15 protein-coding genes and 2 pseudogenes are annotated in these 18065 nt (G+C 44.9%); 5 read left to right on the top strand and 12 right to left on the bottom strand.

All coding sequences use genetic code 11. The annotated features are described in order from the left end of the window. The 3 genes from BACFIN_RS17060 to BACFIN_RS17070 all read right to left on the bottom strand — a co-directional run. The coding region (locus BACFIN_RS17060; RefSeq protein WP_007748753.1) for a TonB-dependent receptor at window positions 1-2503 on the bottom strand (2503 nt) is incomplete at its 3' end. A gap of 160 nt (window positions 2504-2663) precedes the next feature. After that, complete coding sequence (locus BACFIN_RS17065) at window positions 2664-3632, bottom strand: FecR family protein (protein WP_005681496.1); 969 nt, start codon at window positions 3630-3632, stop codon at window positions 2664-2666. Window positions 3633-3701: 69 nt separating this feature from the next. After that, window positions 3702-4271: an RNA polymerase sigma-70 factor gene (locus tag BACFIN_RS17070; RefSeq protein WP_005681497.1), complete on the bottom strand. Its 570-nt coding sequence runs from the start codon at window positions 4269-4271 to the stop codon at window positions 3702-3704. A 1352-nt stretch (window positions 4272-5623) separates the two neighbouring features. Between BACFIN_RS17070 and BACFIN_RS20460 the strand changes: the two are divergent. Both BACFIN_RS20460 and BACFIN_RS23155 read left to right on the top strand, forming a co-directional pair. Further along, a pseudogene (locus BACFIN_RS20460) lies at window positions 5624-6554 on the top strand (amidoligase family protein). Window positions 6555-6560: 6 nt separating this feature from the next. Continuing rightward, window positions 6561-6782 carry a hypothetical protein gene (locus BACFIN_RS23155; RefSeq protein ID WP_080714608.1) on the top strand — a complete coding sequence of 74 codons (222 nt, stop codon included), beginning with the start codon at window positions 6561-6563 and terminating at the stop codon, window positions 6780-6782. A 38-nt stretch (window positions 6783-6820) separates the two neighbouring features. On the opposite strand, the gene BACFIN_RS22875 is transcribed toward BACFIN_RS23155, so the two are convergent. Then, window positions 6821-7084 carry a hypothetical protein gene (locus BACFIN_RS22875; protein ID WP_005681500.1) on the bottom strand — a complete coding sequence of 88 codons (264 nt, stop codon included), beginning with the start codon at window positions 7082-7084 and terminating at the stop codon, window positions 6821-6823. Between the two features lie 179 nt (window positions 7085-7263). Here BACFIN_RS22875 and BACFIN_RS0219365 point away from each other — a divergent pair, with 179 nt between their 5' ends. From BACFIN_RS0219365 to BACFIN_RS17095, 3 genes are all read left to right on the top strand, one after another. Further along, window positions 7264-7674 (top strand): DUF3408 domain-containing protein, encoded by a 411-nt coding sequence (locus tag BACFIN_RS0219365; protein ID WP_005681501.1) that lies wholly within the window; start codon window positions 7264-7266, stop codon window positions 7672-7674. 268 nt (window positions 7675-7942) lie between these two features. Next, window positions 7943-8140 carry a helix-turn-helix domain-containing protein gene (locus BACFIN_RS17090; RefSeq protein WP_005681504.1) on the top strand — a complete coding sequence of 66 codons (198 nt, stop codon included), beginning with the start codon at window positions 7943-7945 and terminating at the stop codon, window positions 8138-8140. Window positions 8141-8155: 15 nt separating this feature from the next. Then, the gene (locus tag BACFIN_RS17095) at window positions 8156-8449 is read left to right on the top strand and encodes a helix-turn-helix domain-containing protein (RefSeq protein WP_005681506.1); all 294 of its coding nucleotides are present in this window, start codon (window positions 8156-8158) and stop codon (window positions 8447-8449) included. A 65-nt stretch (window positions 8450-8514) separates the two neighbouring features. On the opposite strand, the pseudogene BACFIN_RS23665 reads toward BACFIN_RS17095, so the two are convergent. The 8 genes and pseudogenes from BACFIN_RS23665 to BACFIN_RS17130 form a co-directional block, all read right to left on the bottom strand. Further along, a pseudogene (locus tag BACFIN_RS23665) lies at window positions 8515-8808 on the bottom strand (tyrosine-type recombinase/integrase); the annotation flags it as partial. A gap of 483 nt (window positions 8809-9291) precedes the next feature. Continuing rightward, window positions 9292-9858 carry a DUF2284 domain-containing protein gene (locus tag BACFIN_RS17100; RefSeq protein WP_004289236.1) on the bottom strand — a complete coding sequence of 189 codons (567 nt, stop codon included), beginning with the start codon at window positions 9856-9858 and terminating at the stop codon, window positions 9292-9294. Next, entirely contained in the window at window positions 9855-10613 is a 759-nt protein-coding gene (locus BACFIN_RS17105) for an ABC transporter ATP-binding protein (protein WP_007748724.1), read from the bottom strand. The genes BACFIN_RS17100 and BACFIN_RS17105 overlap by 4 nt, the downstream gene beginning before the upstream one ends. After that, entirely contained in the window at window positions 10610-11590 is a 981-nt protein-coding gene (locus BACFIN_RS17110; RefSeq protein WP_004311292.1) for a FecCD family ABC transporter permease, read from the bottom strand. The genes BACFIN_RS17105 and BACFIN_RS17110 overlap by 4 nt, the downstream gene beginning before the upstream one ends. Continuing rightward, window positions 11591-12730 carry an ABC transporter substrate-binding protein gene (locus BACFIN_RS17115; RefSeq protein WP_004289233.1) on the bottom strand — a complete coding sequence of 380 codons (1140 nt, stop codon included), beginning with the start codon at window positions 12728-12730 and terminating at the stop codon, window positions 11591-11593. An 11-nt stretch (window positions 12731-12741) separates the two neighbouring features. After that, window positions 12742-14820 carry a TonB-dependent receptor plug domain-containing protein gene (locus BACFIN_RS17120; protein WP_004311295.1) on the bottom strand — a complete coding sequence of 693 codons (2079 nt, stop codon included), beginning with the start codon at window positions 14818-14820 and terminating at the stop codon, window positions 12742-12744. An 18-nt stretch (window positions 14821-14838) separates the two neighbouring features. After that, window positions 14839-15939 (bottom strand): YncE family protein, encoded by a 1101-nt coding sequence (locus BACFIN_RS17125; protein WP_004293828.1) that lies wholly within the window; start codon window positions 15937-15939, stop codon window positions 14839-14841. A 28-nt stretch (window positions 15940-15967) separates the two neighbouring features. After that, window positions 15968-18058 (bottom strand): receptor L domain-containing protein, encoded by a 2091-nt coding sequence (locus BACFIN_RS17130; protein ID WP_004311297.1) that lies wholly within the window; start codon window positions 18056-18058, stop codon window positions 15968-15970. Window positions 18059-18065 lie beyond the last annotated feature (7 nt).

Raw genomic sequence — 18065 nt, 5'->3', positions numbered from 1 at the left:
CCTTCGTATTTTTTCTATAATAGTCAGCGGAGAAGTGCAGACGGTTATCCAGAAAATTAGCATCTAAACCGATATCCCAGCTTTCTGTTGTTTCCCATGAAATATCTCGTACGGCATACTTCTGCTGTGCGGCCGTAGTCACGGAAGAAACAATCCCCTGTGAATTCTGAAATAGTGCAGTGCTGTAATCAATTGCAGCCTGGTAAGGGTAATAATTATAAATAAAGTTACCGTCATCGTCATAAGCCCCGATACGTTCGTTTCCCAGTTTTCCCCAAGAGCCTCTCAATTTCAGGTAAGAAAACCAATCCATATTTATATTCTTGAAAAACTTCTCTTCAGAAATTACCCAACCAAGTGACACGGAAGGAAAATTGGCCCAACGACAATTGGATGCAAAACGTGAAGAACCATCCCGGCGGAGATTTGCTTGGATAAGATAGCGGTCTGCATAGCTATAGGTCATGCGTCCGAATAATGAGCGGTAAGCATATTCTTCCGCATTGCCACCATTATCCCGATAATCCTCCGAACCGAGGTCCAGGTAAGGATAGCTTGTCAACTGGTACTGGTCTCTGGATGCATCCAGGTTTTCCCAGAAAGCATAATAATCCTCGTAACCGATCATGACAGAGAAATCATGGCGCCCCAGTGTCTTGGCATAGTTGGCAAAGAACTGTGTTGTTATATCATGGCTGTCATTACGATTTTCCGTCAAATTGGTAGTGCGATAACCTCCCATGTAACCAACAGTGGTATTCGGATCTTCTGAACGGGTGTATGGAATCTGTTTGACAAAAGTTTTCTTCTTTACATTATTGAAATTGGGCGCCACGGCTGCTGATATTTTCAGCCCATTGACAGGAGTTATGTCAATACCGAGTTTACCGCCAATATTGGTTCCCCAGTTGGTAAAAGTGCCGCCATCTGTAATTTTGGCCAGCATATTTTCTCCATCTTTCACATCACCCCATAAGCCATTGGTCCATGTAGCAGCATAAATTGGCGGAATGTTTCGTCCACCTGCCCCCATGGGGTTGGAATTAGGCGAGAGAGCTTTAGAACGGGAAAAGTTCAAATCCAGATTTGCGGAAATATATTTATTTATATTGAAATCATTATTCACGCGTACCATAAAACGGTCATATTCCTTGTTTACATAGAGGCCGTCCGTTTTGTCATAGCGGAAAGAGGCTTTTGTACGAATAATCTTACCCCCACCAACAATGCTTAGAGTATGTGTCTGCCGGGGTGCGGAGCTTTTCAACAGAATATCTCCCCAATCCGTCATAGGATATTTGTCCGGATTAGTCGCATTATTTATGCTCCAGTTGGTAATTTCATCTTCCGTATATGTTTGGTACCATCCACCGTCTGGATTATCGTTATAGCGTGTTTCATTTACCATTTCCATGTAACGCTGGGCTCCTACATAGGTAGGCAACTTAGTCGGTATTTCCCACCCGTACTCAAAGTTGTAACTCAAAGCCACATCACCGCTCTTGGCACGTTTGGTCGTGATGACAATTACACCGGCTGCGGCACGTGAACCGTAGATCGAAGCCGAAGCAGCATCCTTCAATACGGACATACTTTCTACGTCTTCAGGATTTACGGAGTTGATATCACCCGGAATTCCGTCAATAATCACCAACGGACTGGAATCACCAATAGTTGTTACACCACGTATCTGGATAGAAGCACTACTACCGGGAGCTCCATTGTCACGACTGACCATTACTCCGGAAAGCGCGCCTTGCAAAGCTGTGGAAAGTTGGGTGGTACGACGGGCAGCAAGTTCGTCTCCTTTAACAGCTGTTACCGAACCGGTGAGATCTTTCTTCTTCATCGTACCATACCCCACTACGACTACCTCATCCAATTGCGCATTGTCTTCCTGTAGAATAATGTTAATATTCCTCTGCTCGCCGATATTGACAGTCTGCGTTTGGTAGCCAATATAGGTTATTTGCAATGTAGAATTGGCAGAGGCACTGATACTGAAACGTCCGTTCATATCCGTAATTGTGCCTGCCGATTTTCCTACGACTTGAATATTTGCTCCGATAATAGGCTCACCATTTTCATCTTTTACTATCCCCGTAACTAAAAAATCTTTTTGCTGCGCACCCTTTTCCTTATCCGTAGAGTTAATGAGCATGATGTTTTTACCTTCTATAGCATGGCGAATGCCTGTATCCTTGAATATATCATTCAAAACTTCATTAACGGCTTTATCTTTCGCATTCACTTTGACATTACGTTTGATATTGATATCTTTTACGTTGAATACAAACAGATAGTCCGTTTGTTTCTCTATTTCATTAATCACTTGTCCGATTGTTATATGGTTGGAAACAATCGTAACATGAGCTGTCTGCGCATAGCTTCCTATAGCTAGAAGATTTCCTACACATAAGAAACAGACGTAAACAATAATTTTCATAATACGGAATAACTGTTTATTTTCTATAAATAATTCCTGGTATAGAGAATTTTTCATATTTTCGCAACATATTAGTTTATTAGGTTTAACTTGATCTAGAACTATTTTGTCAGTTGGTATAAACTGATGGAAAATGTGGGATGGTGTTGCAGCACTGTCCCCTTTTCTTTTTTAAATGTTTCTTTATTGTTTCATAGGCATTAGAAATATTAAAAAGTTAATTAATGGTTATCGTATTGCTCTCGTTATCTTTAATATAGGTAAATTTATTATTGAGGGCAAGCACACGTATTACATGTTCAATCCCATCATGGGTCCGGAATTTTCCGGTATAGTGCGCATCAAGAATCTGTTGATTGTTAATGACAAAATTCACATCATAATAGAGTTTTAATTTCTCCATTATATCGCGTAGGGAGATATCGTTGAAACAAATAAGCCCTTCTTTCCAACGAAAATAGTCTGTTGTATGTATCTTTTCTTTAGTAAGTTGGTTTTTACTTAGTCTGGCCATGTCACCTGGTTTCAGTTTCATGAGAGATACTTCACTTTTCTTTTGCAGAATTTCTACAGCACCTTCCAATAAGGCTGTTTCCCATATACTATCTTTCTCATAGGCCAGCACATTGAATTCTGTCCCCAGCACCCGGATATTGCATCGGTTAGTTCCAACAATAAAAGGTTGTTTTATATTAGAACTGACTTTAAAATATCCTTCACCATCTAATTCTACATGACGTACCTTTTTAGAAAACCGTCCCGGAAAAGTCAACCGGCTACCGGAATTCAGCCATACATGCGTTCCATCAGCCAGGTATAATTCGGCATGCTGGCCTGCCGGAACAACTACCGTTTGCATATTCTCCTCCTTGTCTTGTAAAACGTGGTGAGTGTAAAAATAAGTGGTTGCCACAGTAAAAACAATGACAGCCGCTATCCGTACAATAACATCGAGAACCCTCCTCAGCGGATCTTTCTTCTCTTGTTGTATATCAACGGGACTTTTAGTCTGCCATAACGTAATGTCATACAATTTACGTTGCCGCTTATATTCTCTAAGATGCTGTTCATCTTCGCGCAGCCACTCCATTATCCTCTGTGACTCTTTTTCAGAGGCATTTCCTGCTATATATTTTTGTAATAGTTCATCCATCTTTTTATCGTTTTCATTTATATAACGATTCATCTTCGGTTTACCCTAAACGAAAAAGAATATTTTTTTCAAAAGATAAAGGAACGTGCGTAGTAATCGGTGTTACATATGGTAAAAAAAGAAATAAAATAAAGGCAGGTAATCTTTTAGCGTTTTTCTAAGAGCCTTAAGTGATTTGGATATATGATATTCCACATCTTTGATTGAAATATTTAATTCGCAGGCAATTTCCCGATTTGTTTTATTTCCAAATCGGCTGAGAGTAAATATACGGGAGGTTTGTTCAGGTAATGATTGCAATGTTCTTTGCACAATATCCATAACTTCTTTCGAGAATATTTCATTTGGATTACAGTCTTCCAGTGAGGAGAGGCGAAGAGCTAACTCTTCATTTTGTTTCTCACTAATCCGTGTGATGACCTGTTGTTTCATGCTTTCATGACGTAAGTAGTCTAAGGCTTTATTTCGCAAAATACTGAGCAACATCGGTTCAATATTTTCCACCGGGTTGTCCTGTATCCATTGCCACAGTTTGATGAGTGATTCAGATGCAATATCCTCGGCTACCATCTCATTGTGTATATACGACTTTACAAATAGAAAAGACTTTTTGTAATATCGCATATAAATATTATTAAAAGAATTCTCTGGACGAGTGAGTTTTGCAGGCATTTTAATTCTTTTTAGTTCATTAAAAATTTTGAGAAACAAAAATATAAAATGATATTTGATTCGCAAATTTTCTTTTTAGCTATTTATCCCAGCCAATAGATGTAGAGTGTTTGGTTTATTTCGTTATCCTCCTTCTCATGAGTGGTTGGAAAACTGTTTCCCATTTGATGTCAATCGTTCTGTTTTGCCAGATGAAAGGTGTAGTTTATTTTCTATTCGAGAGATGGTACAAGCAGTATCGTAATATAGAATTTATTTCCGTTGAGATTATGTATGGAGGAGAATCTGTTCAAAACATTAGCAAGGATGATGTCCAGAGTATTGAAATAGGTATAAAAAATCTTGTTCTTGTCTTCAGCAATGGTCTTACAGTCCATTACTATAATCTATGTTATAATACTTGAATGGACTGATCGAAAAATAGAGGTGATGTGTTAGCATTGAATGATGGTATTAAAGTATGGATTGAGTGTCTGCTGCGATATACTGAACATTGGCCGATTGTATACATCCCATACATTGTAAAAGTCTCTGGATGTCTTTTTTTTCGTGTGGTATGAGAATCTAATAGCGCAATTTGTAGGGATAAATAGTCCAAAGACAGATATCGGTTTTATGATTCTGTGCGACTTAGGAGCATGAACTGAATAATGGTTTGGCAGCGAAATATGCTGTTAAACCATTCGGTTTTCGTTAAACGAAAACACAACTTGCTGTCCCCTAATGGGGACAACGATTTGAATATTACGCTATATCCATATAGTGCTATAAAGCCTTTTGTCAGGGGAAAAACGCATACGGTTTCCGCCGGTTTTTCTGCATTTCCGATCTTCTGAAGGGGAATATTTCCCCACAGAACGTGCGTCTTCCCGCTATACTGCTATAACCATATAGCCATATAAAAAAGAATCGGAAATTGAAATATCATTGATTGACAGCATAATTCATTGATTTTCGAGAATCTCTTCTGTAGTCTTTAGTCCGCTATACCACTATCGGCATAGCTTTAGTTATCTCTATTTCGATGTCACCCCCTATGTGGTTCGCCATATCATGATATATCGCTATCCGGCTAACCCGTTATACCGCTATCAACATATCCCCGTCTATTCCTATTTCGATGTCACATCTTATGCGGTCAGCCATATCATGATATATCGTTATCTGACTATTCCGATATATTGCCGCCTTTTGTCATCCGGGACTTGCAGCGGATAAGATAAGGATCCCCCCAATAAGGACTTTTAGTCTAAAACAAAGTAAGCTAATGCAGTGATAATAAAGTTCTTATGATTATAGTTTCTCCTATAAAAGCATTATCTTAGTAGAGTAAATAAAGAAGCTAACAAGTTATGAACAAGCAAGTTAGAAGCATTTTAGCACAAGAGACAACAAAAACGAGCAAGATCCGGCAACTGTATCTTTTAGGGATTCCCCGTGCGGAAATCGCAAGGATGGTGACCAACGGTAATTACGGTTTTGTCGTGAACGCCCTGCGCCGGATGAATGAACGTGAGGGCGGTCTGAATATCCATCCGGCGACAGCTGCACTGGATTATACTTTCACCCGCAAGTTCGGTATCGAGATCGAGGCTTACAACTGCTCCCGTGAACGGCTCGCACGCGAGCTCAGGGAGGCCGGTATCGAGGTTATGGTGGAAAGTTATAACCATACCACCCGTCCGCATTGGAAACTCGTGACGGACGGCAGTCTGAACGGCAACGACACCTTTGAACTGGTCAGTCCGATCCTGGTCGGTGAAGCCGGGTTACAGGAACTGGAGAAGGGCTGCTGGGTGCTTGACCTGTGTGACGTGAAGGTGAACGGGAGCTGCGGGCTTCATGTACATATCGATGCCGCCGGTTTCAGCATGGAAACCTGGCGTAACCTGTCCCTGAGCTACAAGCACCTGGAACCGGTCATCGACAGGTTCATACCGGCATCCCGCAGGGACAACTACTATTGCCGTGGCCTGGGTCATGTCTCTGACGGGATGATACGTTCCGCCCGGATGGTGGACGAGCTGAAAGGAAGGATCGGTGACCGTTACCATAAGGTGGACCTCGAGGCCTACTCACGGCACAAGACGATCGAGTTCCGCCAGCATTCCGGAACGACCTGCTTCACAAAAATGCGCAACTGGGTACTGTTTCTCCACAAATTAGTTACCTTTGCCACGAGGGGACAGGTGCCTGTGGCCACCGCGCTCCAGAACATCCCCTTCCTCGACAGTGAACAGAAACTATATTATAAATTTAAGGACTAAAAAAATATCGACATGAACAGGCATATATATTTTAGCGGATGGCGGCAGGATTGCCGCCTCCGGCCCTTCCGAGTTTGTACGCATCCTGCGTGAAGGCAGCTGGTTTGACAGCGGATGCACCGACGAGGAGTACATAGTGAATTTCTCCGGACGGTACAGGGAACTGCACGGGGTGACGGTGAGAACCGACACCCCGGAGCAGTTCATGGACGACCTGAAAAAGTACGGTTACATCAGGGGCTGAGAAGCCCGTTCCTTTTATTGTTACGCTCCCTGCCGGTCTCACATGGACCAACAGGGATTTTTCTTTTCATCGCCGTAGTGTTCCCGTCCTGCTGTCTCCTCGTATATCGCTATCTTGCCAACATGAGTTCCCGCTATCTTCATAGCTTGACATATCACTATTCCAATAACATAAGCTGTTACAATATCCGTAGCCTGGTGTACCATTATCCCAAGAATGTAAGCTGTCAATATCTCCATGGCTTGACATGTCACAATCCTAGCAACATCGGGGAGAATCCTGGCCTCCCGCCGGACTGCCATTTGTTATGTCTTTTGCTGGCATTGACTATTCATGTCTATATATGACTATAACTGACAAGGTATCCTTTCCCACGTTTATTCTTTTTTTCTTTGCAGAGTAGGACGATAATCCGCCATCAGGAACATCCGCCTTACAAAACGCCCAATTGTCACATGGAATTAATGTATAAATCATAGTTATGGACAGCATTGAAAGGAAAAAAACAAAACCGTATAATATCAACGAGAAGGAGATACTGGATATAGTTGCCGCTAAAGGCTCATATTTGAGCAGTATTTCCGAGAATCTGGAAGAGGTGCCGCCCCACAAGGAGTCTTCATCCCGGGCGGAAAGTAAAAAGACGATAACGGATGAAGAGGTAAAAAAATACATTGAAGCCCTCCTGAACAATTTTTCATCCAACCGGCGCAAGCCCCTGCATATTGATGCACAGGTGTACGAATGTATCTCAGACATTGTCTGGGCAGTCAGACGTAAGGATTTTACTGTTTCCGGTGTTATAAGCCGCATACTGGTTGAACATATCAAAGAAAACGCCGGCATGATAAAGAAGATCACAGGACGAGATTACAAACTGTTACAGCCGTAATATGACGGGAAGTCCTCCTTAAAACAGCTCTGGAGGGGGAGTCGGAAATCACGACTCCCATCCGGAAGTGCATTTGGAAAGTATTTTGAACTGTATTTCAATAATTTGAGTTTCTAAAAGGAAGCTATTTTAAATAAAAACAAGAAAAATGGAAGTATATTACATTGAAGCCGGAATCTTTGAGGAAATGCTGGCTAGGGCTGATAGCCTGTCCGCACAGGTGGACCGCTTGTATGAAAAAAACAGGGAAAAGAAACCGGGAGAGTGAATGGATAACCAGGATGTCTGCCTGCGCCTTGACATCTCTCCACGTACCCTGCAGACTCTCCGGGATACCGGACGGCTGGCATTCACCCAAATCCAACGGAAAATCTACTACAGGCCGGAGGACGTGGAAAAGCTGATGGTCTATGCCGCCATGAAACGCAAGGAAAAGGCGGTGAGAGAAAAAAGAAAGAATGAATAATTAATTGGATGCAACATGGAAGGAATTATTAGCAAAGAGACGTGCAGTGTCCGCCGATTCTTTGGCCTGCTGGATAACATTCAGACGAAGCTGGAAAGGCTTGCGGAGGATAACCGCCCCCTGTTTAACGGTGAGCGTTTTCTCTCTGACAAGGAATTGTCGGACCTGTTAAAAATCAGCCGCAGATGCCTGCAGGATTATAGGGACCAGGGGCGTATTTCTTATATCCGGCTAGGTGGAAAAATTTTGTATAAGGTATCCGACATTGAGAAACTCCTGGAAGATAATTATCATGAGGCCCTGATATAATCGGACGTTCAATACTCAAGAATGCCGGCCGGAACCATTAAACATCGGTTTCGGCTGGCATTTCATTATTCGGATATTTCCGTTAGGGGGACCGTACTCCCTTTCTGTCTTCTTTTCATCAGCCGGTCCATGTCACCGGATATCTTCTGGTCGGTAACCTATGCATAGACCTGCGTACTGTTGATGTTCGTATGGCCCATCATCTTGGCGATGCTCTCTATCGGGATGCCGGAGGACAGCATCAGGGTTCCAAACGAATGCCGTGCGGTATAGGGCGTGACATCGGAATAAGGATAAACGGGGATATGCTGATAGTGATATAACATGATATGGTGAGCTGCATAGAGGATGACCTCGAAATAGAGATAACTAAAGCTATACTGATAGTGGTATAGCGGACTAAAGACTACAGAAGACATTCCCGTAAATCGGTGAATTATGCTGTCAATCAATGATATTTTAATTTCTGATTCTTTTATATGGCTATATAGTTATAGCAGTATAGTGGGAAGACGCATGTTCTGTGGGGAAACATTTACATTCAAAAAACCGGAAATGCGGAAAAAATGGCAGAAACCGTATGCATTTTTCCCCTGACAAAAGGCTTTATAGCACTATATGGATATAGCGTGATATTCAAAACGTTGTCCCCATTAGGGGACAGCAAGTTGTGTTTTCGTTTAACGAAAACAGGACGGTTTAACGGAGAATACACCGATAAACCGTTACTTATTTCAAGCTCCAGCGTCGCTTTTTACATATCTAACTATAATTCATTTGAAATCACAAAACAGATTGAACCGAATGTGGTTAGTTTGTCTGTTTATTTCATGTCCGAATCATTAGTATGCTATGTTGCAAAGTTCGTATTCATTATGAAAAAATCCGCTTACGAGAACAAGATATTCAGGTAATTTGCCATCCTTTCCCCAAAGAAGTTCGATGTTAAAAAGTTCAGAAAGCGTTTTGGCTATGTCAAATCCGAAGGCTTCGAGTGACGGACGCACTTTTTCCGGGTGTCGGCATGGTGTGCCGCAGTTACGCGTACACTCGTTATCTGAGCAGTGAAGACATTTACCTATATAGGCAAATGAACGCCCTCCATATTTCCGTTCCATATCCAATAATTCGCTCTCGATTCGTATCCGTTCCGGTAAAATGAGTTTTTGTGTATATTCAATCGGAATATCTTTGTCTTCAGGGATTATCTTCGTTGCCATAAGATGTGCATACTTGTATTGTCGGAGAAACGATTCCGTATCAAAATCAAATGGAGGACACCCCCAACTTTTACCGTAATTGGTACATTGTTTGCAAAGTTCAAGAAAATGTGGTTCGTCACGGAATTCGGCGATGTATCCTTCAACAGTGATGTCTGAAGTAAAATTTTCTACAGTGTATATACTCATTGTTTCAAAATCATTGTACCGCATAAGGAGTCGAAACGGATGTTTTCATTTTGGAAAAGTCTGTCAATGTATCCGCTTTTCTGCATTTCAGACGCGGTCAAGCAACTTAAATTCGGGGTATCTAACAATGCTATCGAATCGCACATGGACAACGCGATGTCAAGTTCATGTGTCGAGAACATGATACATTTTTTCTCGTCGTGGACAAGCCTACGAAGCAACGCCACAAGTTCGTAGCGATTAGGCATGTCAAGAAAGGAAGTCGGTTCATCAAGGAGAATGATAGGAGTATCCTGTGCCAATGCACGAGCAATCATCACACGCTGGCATTCGCCATCCGACATTTTATCCATCGTGCGGTTTGCATAAGCCTCCATTCCCACCGAAATGAGCGATTGCATGACTATCTCCTTATCTGTTTCTTGCATCCTACCTATCCAGTTGGTATAAGGAGCACGGCCTATGGCTACGACATCCTTGCACCGCAGGTTGGCGATGCGCGTGCGCTCGGTCGTGACGATAGCCAGCGTTTTTGCCATATCTTCGGTTTTCATGCAGGCGATGTCGTGCCCGTCGAGAATGATTTTTCCGGAATAACACCGGTTCAGACCGGCTATGGCGCGGAGCAACGTCGATTTTCCTGTCCCGTTTCTTCCGATAAGGGCTGTCAGTTGACCTTTTTTTATCGTGGCATTTACCTCGTGGAGCAACGAGTTTTCTTTGTAACCTATGGAAAAATGCTGTAATTCTATCATGCGGTGATGGATTTGTTGCGTAAAACCACCCATACGACGATTGGGATTCCCAATAGAGCTGTAATGGCGTTGATCGGCAAGGTGAATATTTTAGAAATGATGTCGCAAAGAAGCAATATCGATGCTCCCGAAAGAATTGTTCCAGGCAGAAGGACATGATGATCGCTATTTTGGAAAAGCATTCTTGTGACATGAGGCATAGCGAGACCTATGAAACCTATCGGACCGCAAAAAGCGGTTATCGTTCCGGCGAGCAGCGTTGTCGAGAGAAACAACAGGCTGCGTGAACGCCGAATATTCAGTCCCATTGTTACGGCATATTCCTCTCCGAACAGCAGGAGGTTAAGCGGTTTGATGGTCAGTACAGCCAACAGCAGTCCGGCAAACACCGATGGAACAAGAATCAGAAGTTGTCCGGAGGTGACGTCACCCAAAGCCCCCATCGTCCAAATGACAAAGGCTTTCAGCGATTCCTCTTTGCTGAGGTACTGCAATATCTGCACGACAGCACCTACGCCCGATGAGAACATCATGCCCAGAATCAGGATTACCATGATGTCTTTTATTCGCTGTCCGACGGCAGTTATCACGAGCAACACGACAGCCGCACCCACCCACGCTGCTCCGGCAATGCCTATTGATGAACCGATCCCGGCAAGTACCACAAGTGCCACACCGAGACTTGCACCGGAACTGATGCCAAGGACATAGGGACCGGCAAGAGGATTACGGAAGAGGGTCTGCATCTGAAGACCGCTGACCGATAAGGCAGCCCCGGCCAACAGTGCCACTATAGCTTTTATGAGGCGTATGTTGAGTACGATTTTTTCCGTGGCACGGGAACAATTTCCCCCGGTCAGTGCTGCCCATACATCGCGGATCGGAATGTTGACAGCTCCCACGGCCAAGTCCAGTAAAAAAAGACCGACCGTGAGCGTAATCAATATGGAGAATAATATAGTCGAACGGGAACGCATCTATTTCAGTTGCTTGTAATACACACACTCTTCCTGCACCAGTTCAGGATGGAATATCTTCACGAGGTCGCGGAGCACGATGTCAGGATTCACGACGGCAGACTCGTAATAGTCGTTACCCCCGGCTGTGTTGGTACGGGCGTTGTTGTTATACACCTCTCCATTTTTGAAACATCGGGTATCGGTGAATTTCGGACATGATGCCTTCAAGTCGTCAAGGGAGTTCGCCATTCCCACGTTCAACCACATGTCCGCATCCGACGCGAGCAGATATGCTTCTTCTAAGTCAATGGGGATAGAAGCGTTTCCCGTGTTCTTCTGGTAGATATAGCGGCCTCCCGCATCAGTAATCAAGCGGGCTACATAACTTTGGGTTGAAGGCATGAACCACGAGTCGCCATAGGGAACATTAAGCATAACCGAAGGAGTGCCGAGGGTACTGTCGGCCACTTTCTTTTTCAAGGCGTTGTATCTGACCGGGATTGCGGCAAAGGCTTTTTCACCCTTCTCACGTTTTCCTGTGACTTCTGAAAGCACTACCATCCATTCGGCCTTGCCGAGAGGCGACTCTTCAAGATAATCGCCGACATACATGAACGGTATGTCGAGTTCTTCGAGTTTGCTTTCCATTGCGCTTGCGCCGTTCACCCCATAGAGCAGAACGAGGTCGGGATCGAGCGAGAGCAGCAACTCGTAGTTGATGTTCCCTTCATAGCCGACATCGCCAATACTGTCGCGGCGGGCTTGGATGTCTGGGTTGGAAATGTAGTCGATTCCCGAAACGCCGGTTATACACCGGACTTCACCGATTGCGTCAAGCATGGCGATATGAGTGGAAGACATCGCCACGATACGTTTGGCGTCTCCTTTGAGTACCTGTCCTGCAAACCCTTCGGGAACCTCTTCACCGTTGCGGACGATAAACAGCCATGTGGTTACACTGTCCGCTCCCTGCCAGGGATTCCTGACGGTTATCAGTACGCTTTCCTTCCCGCCCGCCCCTTTGATGTCGAAGCCGGAGGCATATTCGGGAGCATAAAGCAGCAGGTTGAAATCATTGATTTTTGAGCTTTTGTTGTGGCAGCCTGTAAATGCCAGAGAAAGCAACAAAATCAGGCTTAAATTCTTTAATGCGTTCATATTGATGCAGATTATCGTTTACTATTTTTGTTTTTTCCGAACTTGGGTGTTATGCCGATGAATATCTCGAAATTGATGCCCGGCATGGGACGGGACAATACGGAAAGGTATTCTTCATCGAACAGGTTGTTGATGCTGCCCTTTAGCGACAGATCGGCCCATCGGAAAGAGAGCTGTTTTTCCAGTGTCACGTTATTCATGAAGTAAGGGGGCAGATAGCCCGTCAGGGTATAGTCATTACTCGACATGGTATAACGCTGGCTGTAATAACACCATTTGTAAAGCAGGCTCCATGTCCGCCATGACAGACGTCCGGTCACCGTTGCGGAAAACTCCGGCACGTATGGCAACTGTTTGCCGACGGATTGGTCTGCCGGACTCATCGGTTCGCTCTCGTTGATCGAGGGAGTCCACGAGAAAGTTCCGTTCATATCCAGTTTCCAGTCCTTTCCGAGCATTATATCAAGGTGGGCGTTGGTCTCTGCCCCGTAAGCATGTACCTTTTTGAGGTTTCTGGGGGAGAAGAATCCCTTGGTTGTGGGTAGCCAGATGATCCAGTCGTCGATGTGCGAATCGAACCAGTTGATACCACCGCTCAAAGCATATACATTTTCTTTCCCCACCGAGAACGACAACCCCACGTCGTATGTGAAGCCGTGCTCGCTTTTCAGGTCGGGATTACCGCCCGGCAGAAAATAGAGGTCGTTCAGCGTGGGAAAACGGTAGTTCCGGGAGATGGATGCTTTCGCCACGATATTGCCTTTTTTCGACAGTACCCCGTCGATGAAGAAAGCCGGGATAACCGGGGCCCATTCCGTACCGAACATATCCTCGCGAAGGACAAGCGAGGCGGCAAAACGATCGACAGGCCGCCATTTCGCAGAAACGGAACCGGAAAACTCGACACGTCCCTTGTCATACCCGACAACAGCCTTGTTACCTTCCTGCGAGATGATATTTTTGTCCGCGCTTTCCACCAAATGCTGGTGTACGGAAACACCGGCCGTGAACAGCCATTTCTCTGAAGGAGCATAATCCCCGTCCGCACTTCCGTAGAACGTGTTAATCTTACTGCGTGAGCGGGTCATCGAAGCCATTTCGCCGTTTCCCTTGTCCCGCTTGTAATCATAGGCCATCCATGTGTGTATATAGCCGCCTTTTACACCGACCTTCCATTTCTCCCGCACGCGATCCCACGAGAGGACGCCGCGAAACGTCTGCTCCCTTTGGCGGTTCTCGAAGTCCATGTCGTTCCCGTAATCCGTGCTGAGCATCGCCAGTTCCCGGTTGGAATTGATATACCAGGCGTTTAGCCCGAACTTGTCGCCTTCGCCCGTGTTATAATAAATTTCCTGCAAGACGTGCAGATCCTTATAAGCCCCGCTGCGGTTGCGTTCCGTCGGGTAATAGGAACCGATGATGTTCTTGTCCTCGTCATAGATGTTTTCCTTCTTGTCCCGGTTTCGGTATTTGTAGTCGTTGGGGGAAGAGGAATACACCACACGGGTGGAGGACTGCCAGTGTTTGTCACCGTAGGTCAGGCGGAGAAACTCGTCGAACGTGCTGAACGACCCCACTCCCTGCACGTACTGCAACCCGAACCCTTCATGGTTGGCCGGAGAAGTGGAGAGCCTGACCAGACCACCCAAGCCGCCGCCCGTTTCGTTTACCGATGACGTTCCGTGCAGCAGCGAGGCATCATCGATAAAGTAAGAAGGGATGGTGGAAAAATCCGTCATGCCCAGCATCGGGTTGTTAATGCGCATACCATTCCACGTCACTTGGGTATGCGAGGGAGAGGTACCCCGGAAAGCCACGGTGGATAACGTGGCGCGTCCGTAGTTCTTGACAAAAACGGATGAGTTGAATGTCAGCACATCGGCCATAGACAAGGCGATGTTCTCTTTCATGGCGATGGAATCGAAACGGGTTCGTTGCACGCCTATATCCTTCATAGGTCGTTTGCCCACCACCGTAACCTCCGGAATACGTAGTACCCTTTTGGTAATGCTGACGGAATTTTTCTGCTGGGCGGCAAGCAGAAAGGGCAGGCTTACCCCCACGAACAATAGAATAAGATGTCTTTTCATTTTTGTCCTCCTTCCTCGTTATTTCCAGCAGAAAGCTCCCGGAATGATTCCCACGTAAAATTCATCGATCAGCTTGCCTTGCGGCGAATAGCGATACACGATACCTTGTTGCTGGTAATCAATAGCGTCGGCCACATATACCTCCCCGTTGTTGGGATTGACCGTAAGGCCGTAGTATTTGGTGTCCCGAAACTCCAGAAAAGGCCGGACGGGAACACGGTCGGCTTCCACCGGCATTCGCCAAATATCGTTGTTGATCCAGTAAAGTGTATCCCGTGTACCGTTGAGCTGGACTTCCGAAGGCCAGTCGCCCAGCTTAAACTTGAACTGTTTCTCTACGGTGAAAGTCTCGGCGTCTATACGATAGAGAGACGGTGCCTCGTAACCGTATGGGCTGCCCTCGTAACCGCCATCCGTGATGGTCCACATCTTGTTGTATTTGTCCATGACCAGCGAAGTAGGTTGTATGCCGATGGTCAGTTCGTCCACGACCTTGTCCGTCTCCGTGTCGATTTTCAGGATGCGGTTCTGGTACGACCAGCAGTTCACATAGACGTACTTGCCGTATTGTACCATTTGTTCGGTGGAACCCGATTCCATGTCCATGTCTGGACATTCGATATAGCCGGTAATCTCGTATGTCTTGGGGTTGATGATGAAGATACGGTAGTCCCATATCTGCGTCACATAGGCTTTCTCATCCGACAGAAAATGGATATACCGGGGTGAGGTGAAACCTGTGATACGGCCCACTTCCTTGAAAGTATTGATGTCGATGGCGAAAATCACATGCGAGTTGTTCACCACGATCCAGCCTATACCGTCCCGGATAACCATAGACTGGGCCACATCGCCCAACTTGAACCCGTTGGCACGGTAAAACACTTCATTCTCCACTTCGCACGTGGCGGGATCGTAGTAGGAAAGCGTGGCATTGCTGTACTGGAAATTCCCCTCGTTGGTAATGAAAAGACCAGAGGCCGATACAGAGAAATCTTCCATCTCTCCGTAATCCCATTTCATGCAACTGCCGAAAACTGGCAGGCAGAAAAGAAAAAGGCAAATCCGTTGTATTGTTCTGCTCATTGTCATTCGGATAAAAAAGAGTACCCGAATCATTACGGGTACTCTGGTTAAGGTATAAGGTTTAATCCTGCTGCGTATATTGTTTGTCCTTCATATTTTGGAAGGTTGGGTTATACCCACATTTCGTCACGCTCCAACTTTCCCCCGTAATCATTCCGTTTTCTATAAACTTGCCGAAGAAAGTGTAGTCGGTAAATTTCGTCAAACCGTCAAAAACAACCCCATGCAAGGTCTCCAACTTCTCCATGGAAAGTGTTTCCTGAGAAAGAGAAGTCGCACTTTTTATCTGTAGCGTACCATCTATAGTCTGTAATTTATCACAAGTAATGCCTGTTGCTTTATTAACGAACAACCCTTCACCTCCTACGTGAAGCAATTCCGGAATATCCAGCGATTTACTTTGTAAAGATATTGCTAACGAACCCTCTCCCTCTTTATAATATACAGGAGAAGCTGAACAACAAACTTTGGATAGTAAGGGCAAGTTACAACTGGTAAAATTTCCAGATAAATAGAACTGTCCTCCCACTTCTTTCAAGACTGGCATTGTGATTGAAGCAAACATGGGTATTTGGATATATCCATATCCATCTATGATTTCCAAGTCGGGAAATTTGGCATTGCTTCGCATTTGGCCTGTCACATTTAGATTTCCATATACATGTTGAATTGTCGATATGGTATAATCGGTATTGTTGGTGGTTGGCTTACAAGTGAAGTCTTTGATATTCTTGAACGTGATTTCAGGGAACTTATTATTCGTGAGACTGGTGATGACAAAATTTACATTTGACAAATCTTCGGCTGTTTCAATTTTGGAGAGCTGCACCTTGTTTATAATTTCAATCTGGGGCGCTGTTTCTCCGAAGGTTTCAAATCGGGCGTTCGGCAACAGCAGTGTTCCGCTCACATCTTCAAGATAATCCAGCGTGATGCTTCCAAGTGTGGTGATCTTGCTCCAGTCGGGAAGTTGTTTGAGTGCCGTGAAATTCTTTATCTTTATCTGTCCCTTTATCGTTGTCAGTTTGTCCATTCCACCGAAAGCCTGAAGCACGTCATTTCGTTGGGGAACAAAACTACCGGTAGGAGGAGCTTCCATATTGGCTTCCATAATAATACTTCCGTTTACTGTTTCGATTTCCGGAAGGTTGATGGTTTCCAACATCACGGGGACGGTATGGAAATCAAGGCCACCGGTCTCTTTCAGCTTAAGGAAGCTCATGGAAGTCAGCTTGGCAAGATTGTTTACGGACAAGACCCCTCCGACACTTGTCAGTTCCGGTATTTCCAAAGACGCAATCGAACCGGCTGCTGTGTTCTCTTCATTGAGTCCTTGAAGATTCAGATCCTGACCTACAGTAGTCAGAACCGGAAACTCAAAACTCTGTAACGACGACGCATTGAACATCACGCTTCCTTCAATAGTTGCCAGTTTCTCGAATAGGACATACGTCACTTGGTCGTTATATACCGATATGTCTCCGGAGAGCGTTTCCAATGCTTTCATGGAAATCATGTGAAGTTCCGTAGCTTTCGAGGCGACATCGGTCGAACCTACCTGTAAACCTCCGGCAGAAACGATATTATCCAACCCTGTCAAGTCTGCACCGTTGTAACTGTTACGAATGACAATGTTGCCAGTAACCTCTTTCAAAGATGCCAATGCAGATATGTCAGTGATTTTTTCTGCCTCTTCCGCATCAGAGCCGATAATCAGGTTCCCTTTGACAACGGTTGTTTTGGTTGCGGCAAAAGAAGCTACCTCCTCGGTGGTCTTCAACTCCACATCTCCGTCAGATTCTATCTCGCTTTTCACGACCTTATAGGTATATTCGCGGGCATCTCCGTTATAGGATGTCACCCGGAAGGTTCGTTCGTTATCCCAGTCCGTTACCGTTTCAGGATCAGGTATGATTGTTGCAGAAGTTGTGTACTTGAATTCCACTTCGGCGTTGTTCAGCGATACCGTATAGGGAACGGTTATTGTTACTGTATTGTCCGTAATGTCGGCCGTGTACGATTTCCCGTCCACGGTCATCACGACCGATGTGATGAAATTTTCATCTGCATCTTCAGGTATAATTTCATCGTTTTTGTCACACGCTCCCAAAAAGAACAAGGATAGGAGCATGGGAAGAAAATAAATTTTCATACTTGTA

It is taken from the genome of Bacteroides finegoldii DSM 17565 (assembly GCF_000156195.1).
In the GTDB taxonomy this organism is placed as follows: Bacteria; Bacteroidota; Bacteroidia; order Bacteroidales; family Bacteroidaceae; genus Bacteroides; species Bacteroides finegoldii.
This window is presented reverse-complemented; position numbering and strand designations above follow the sequence as displayed.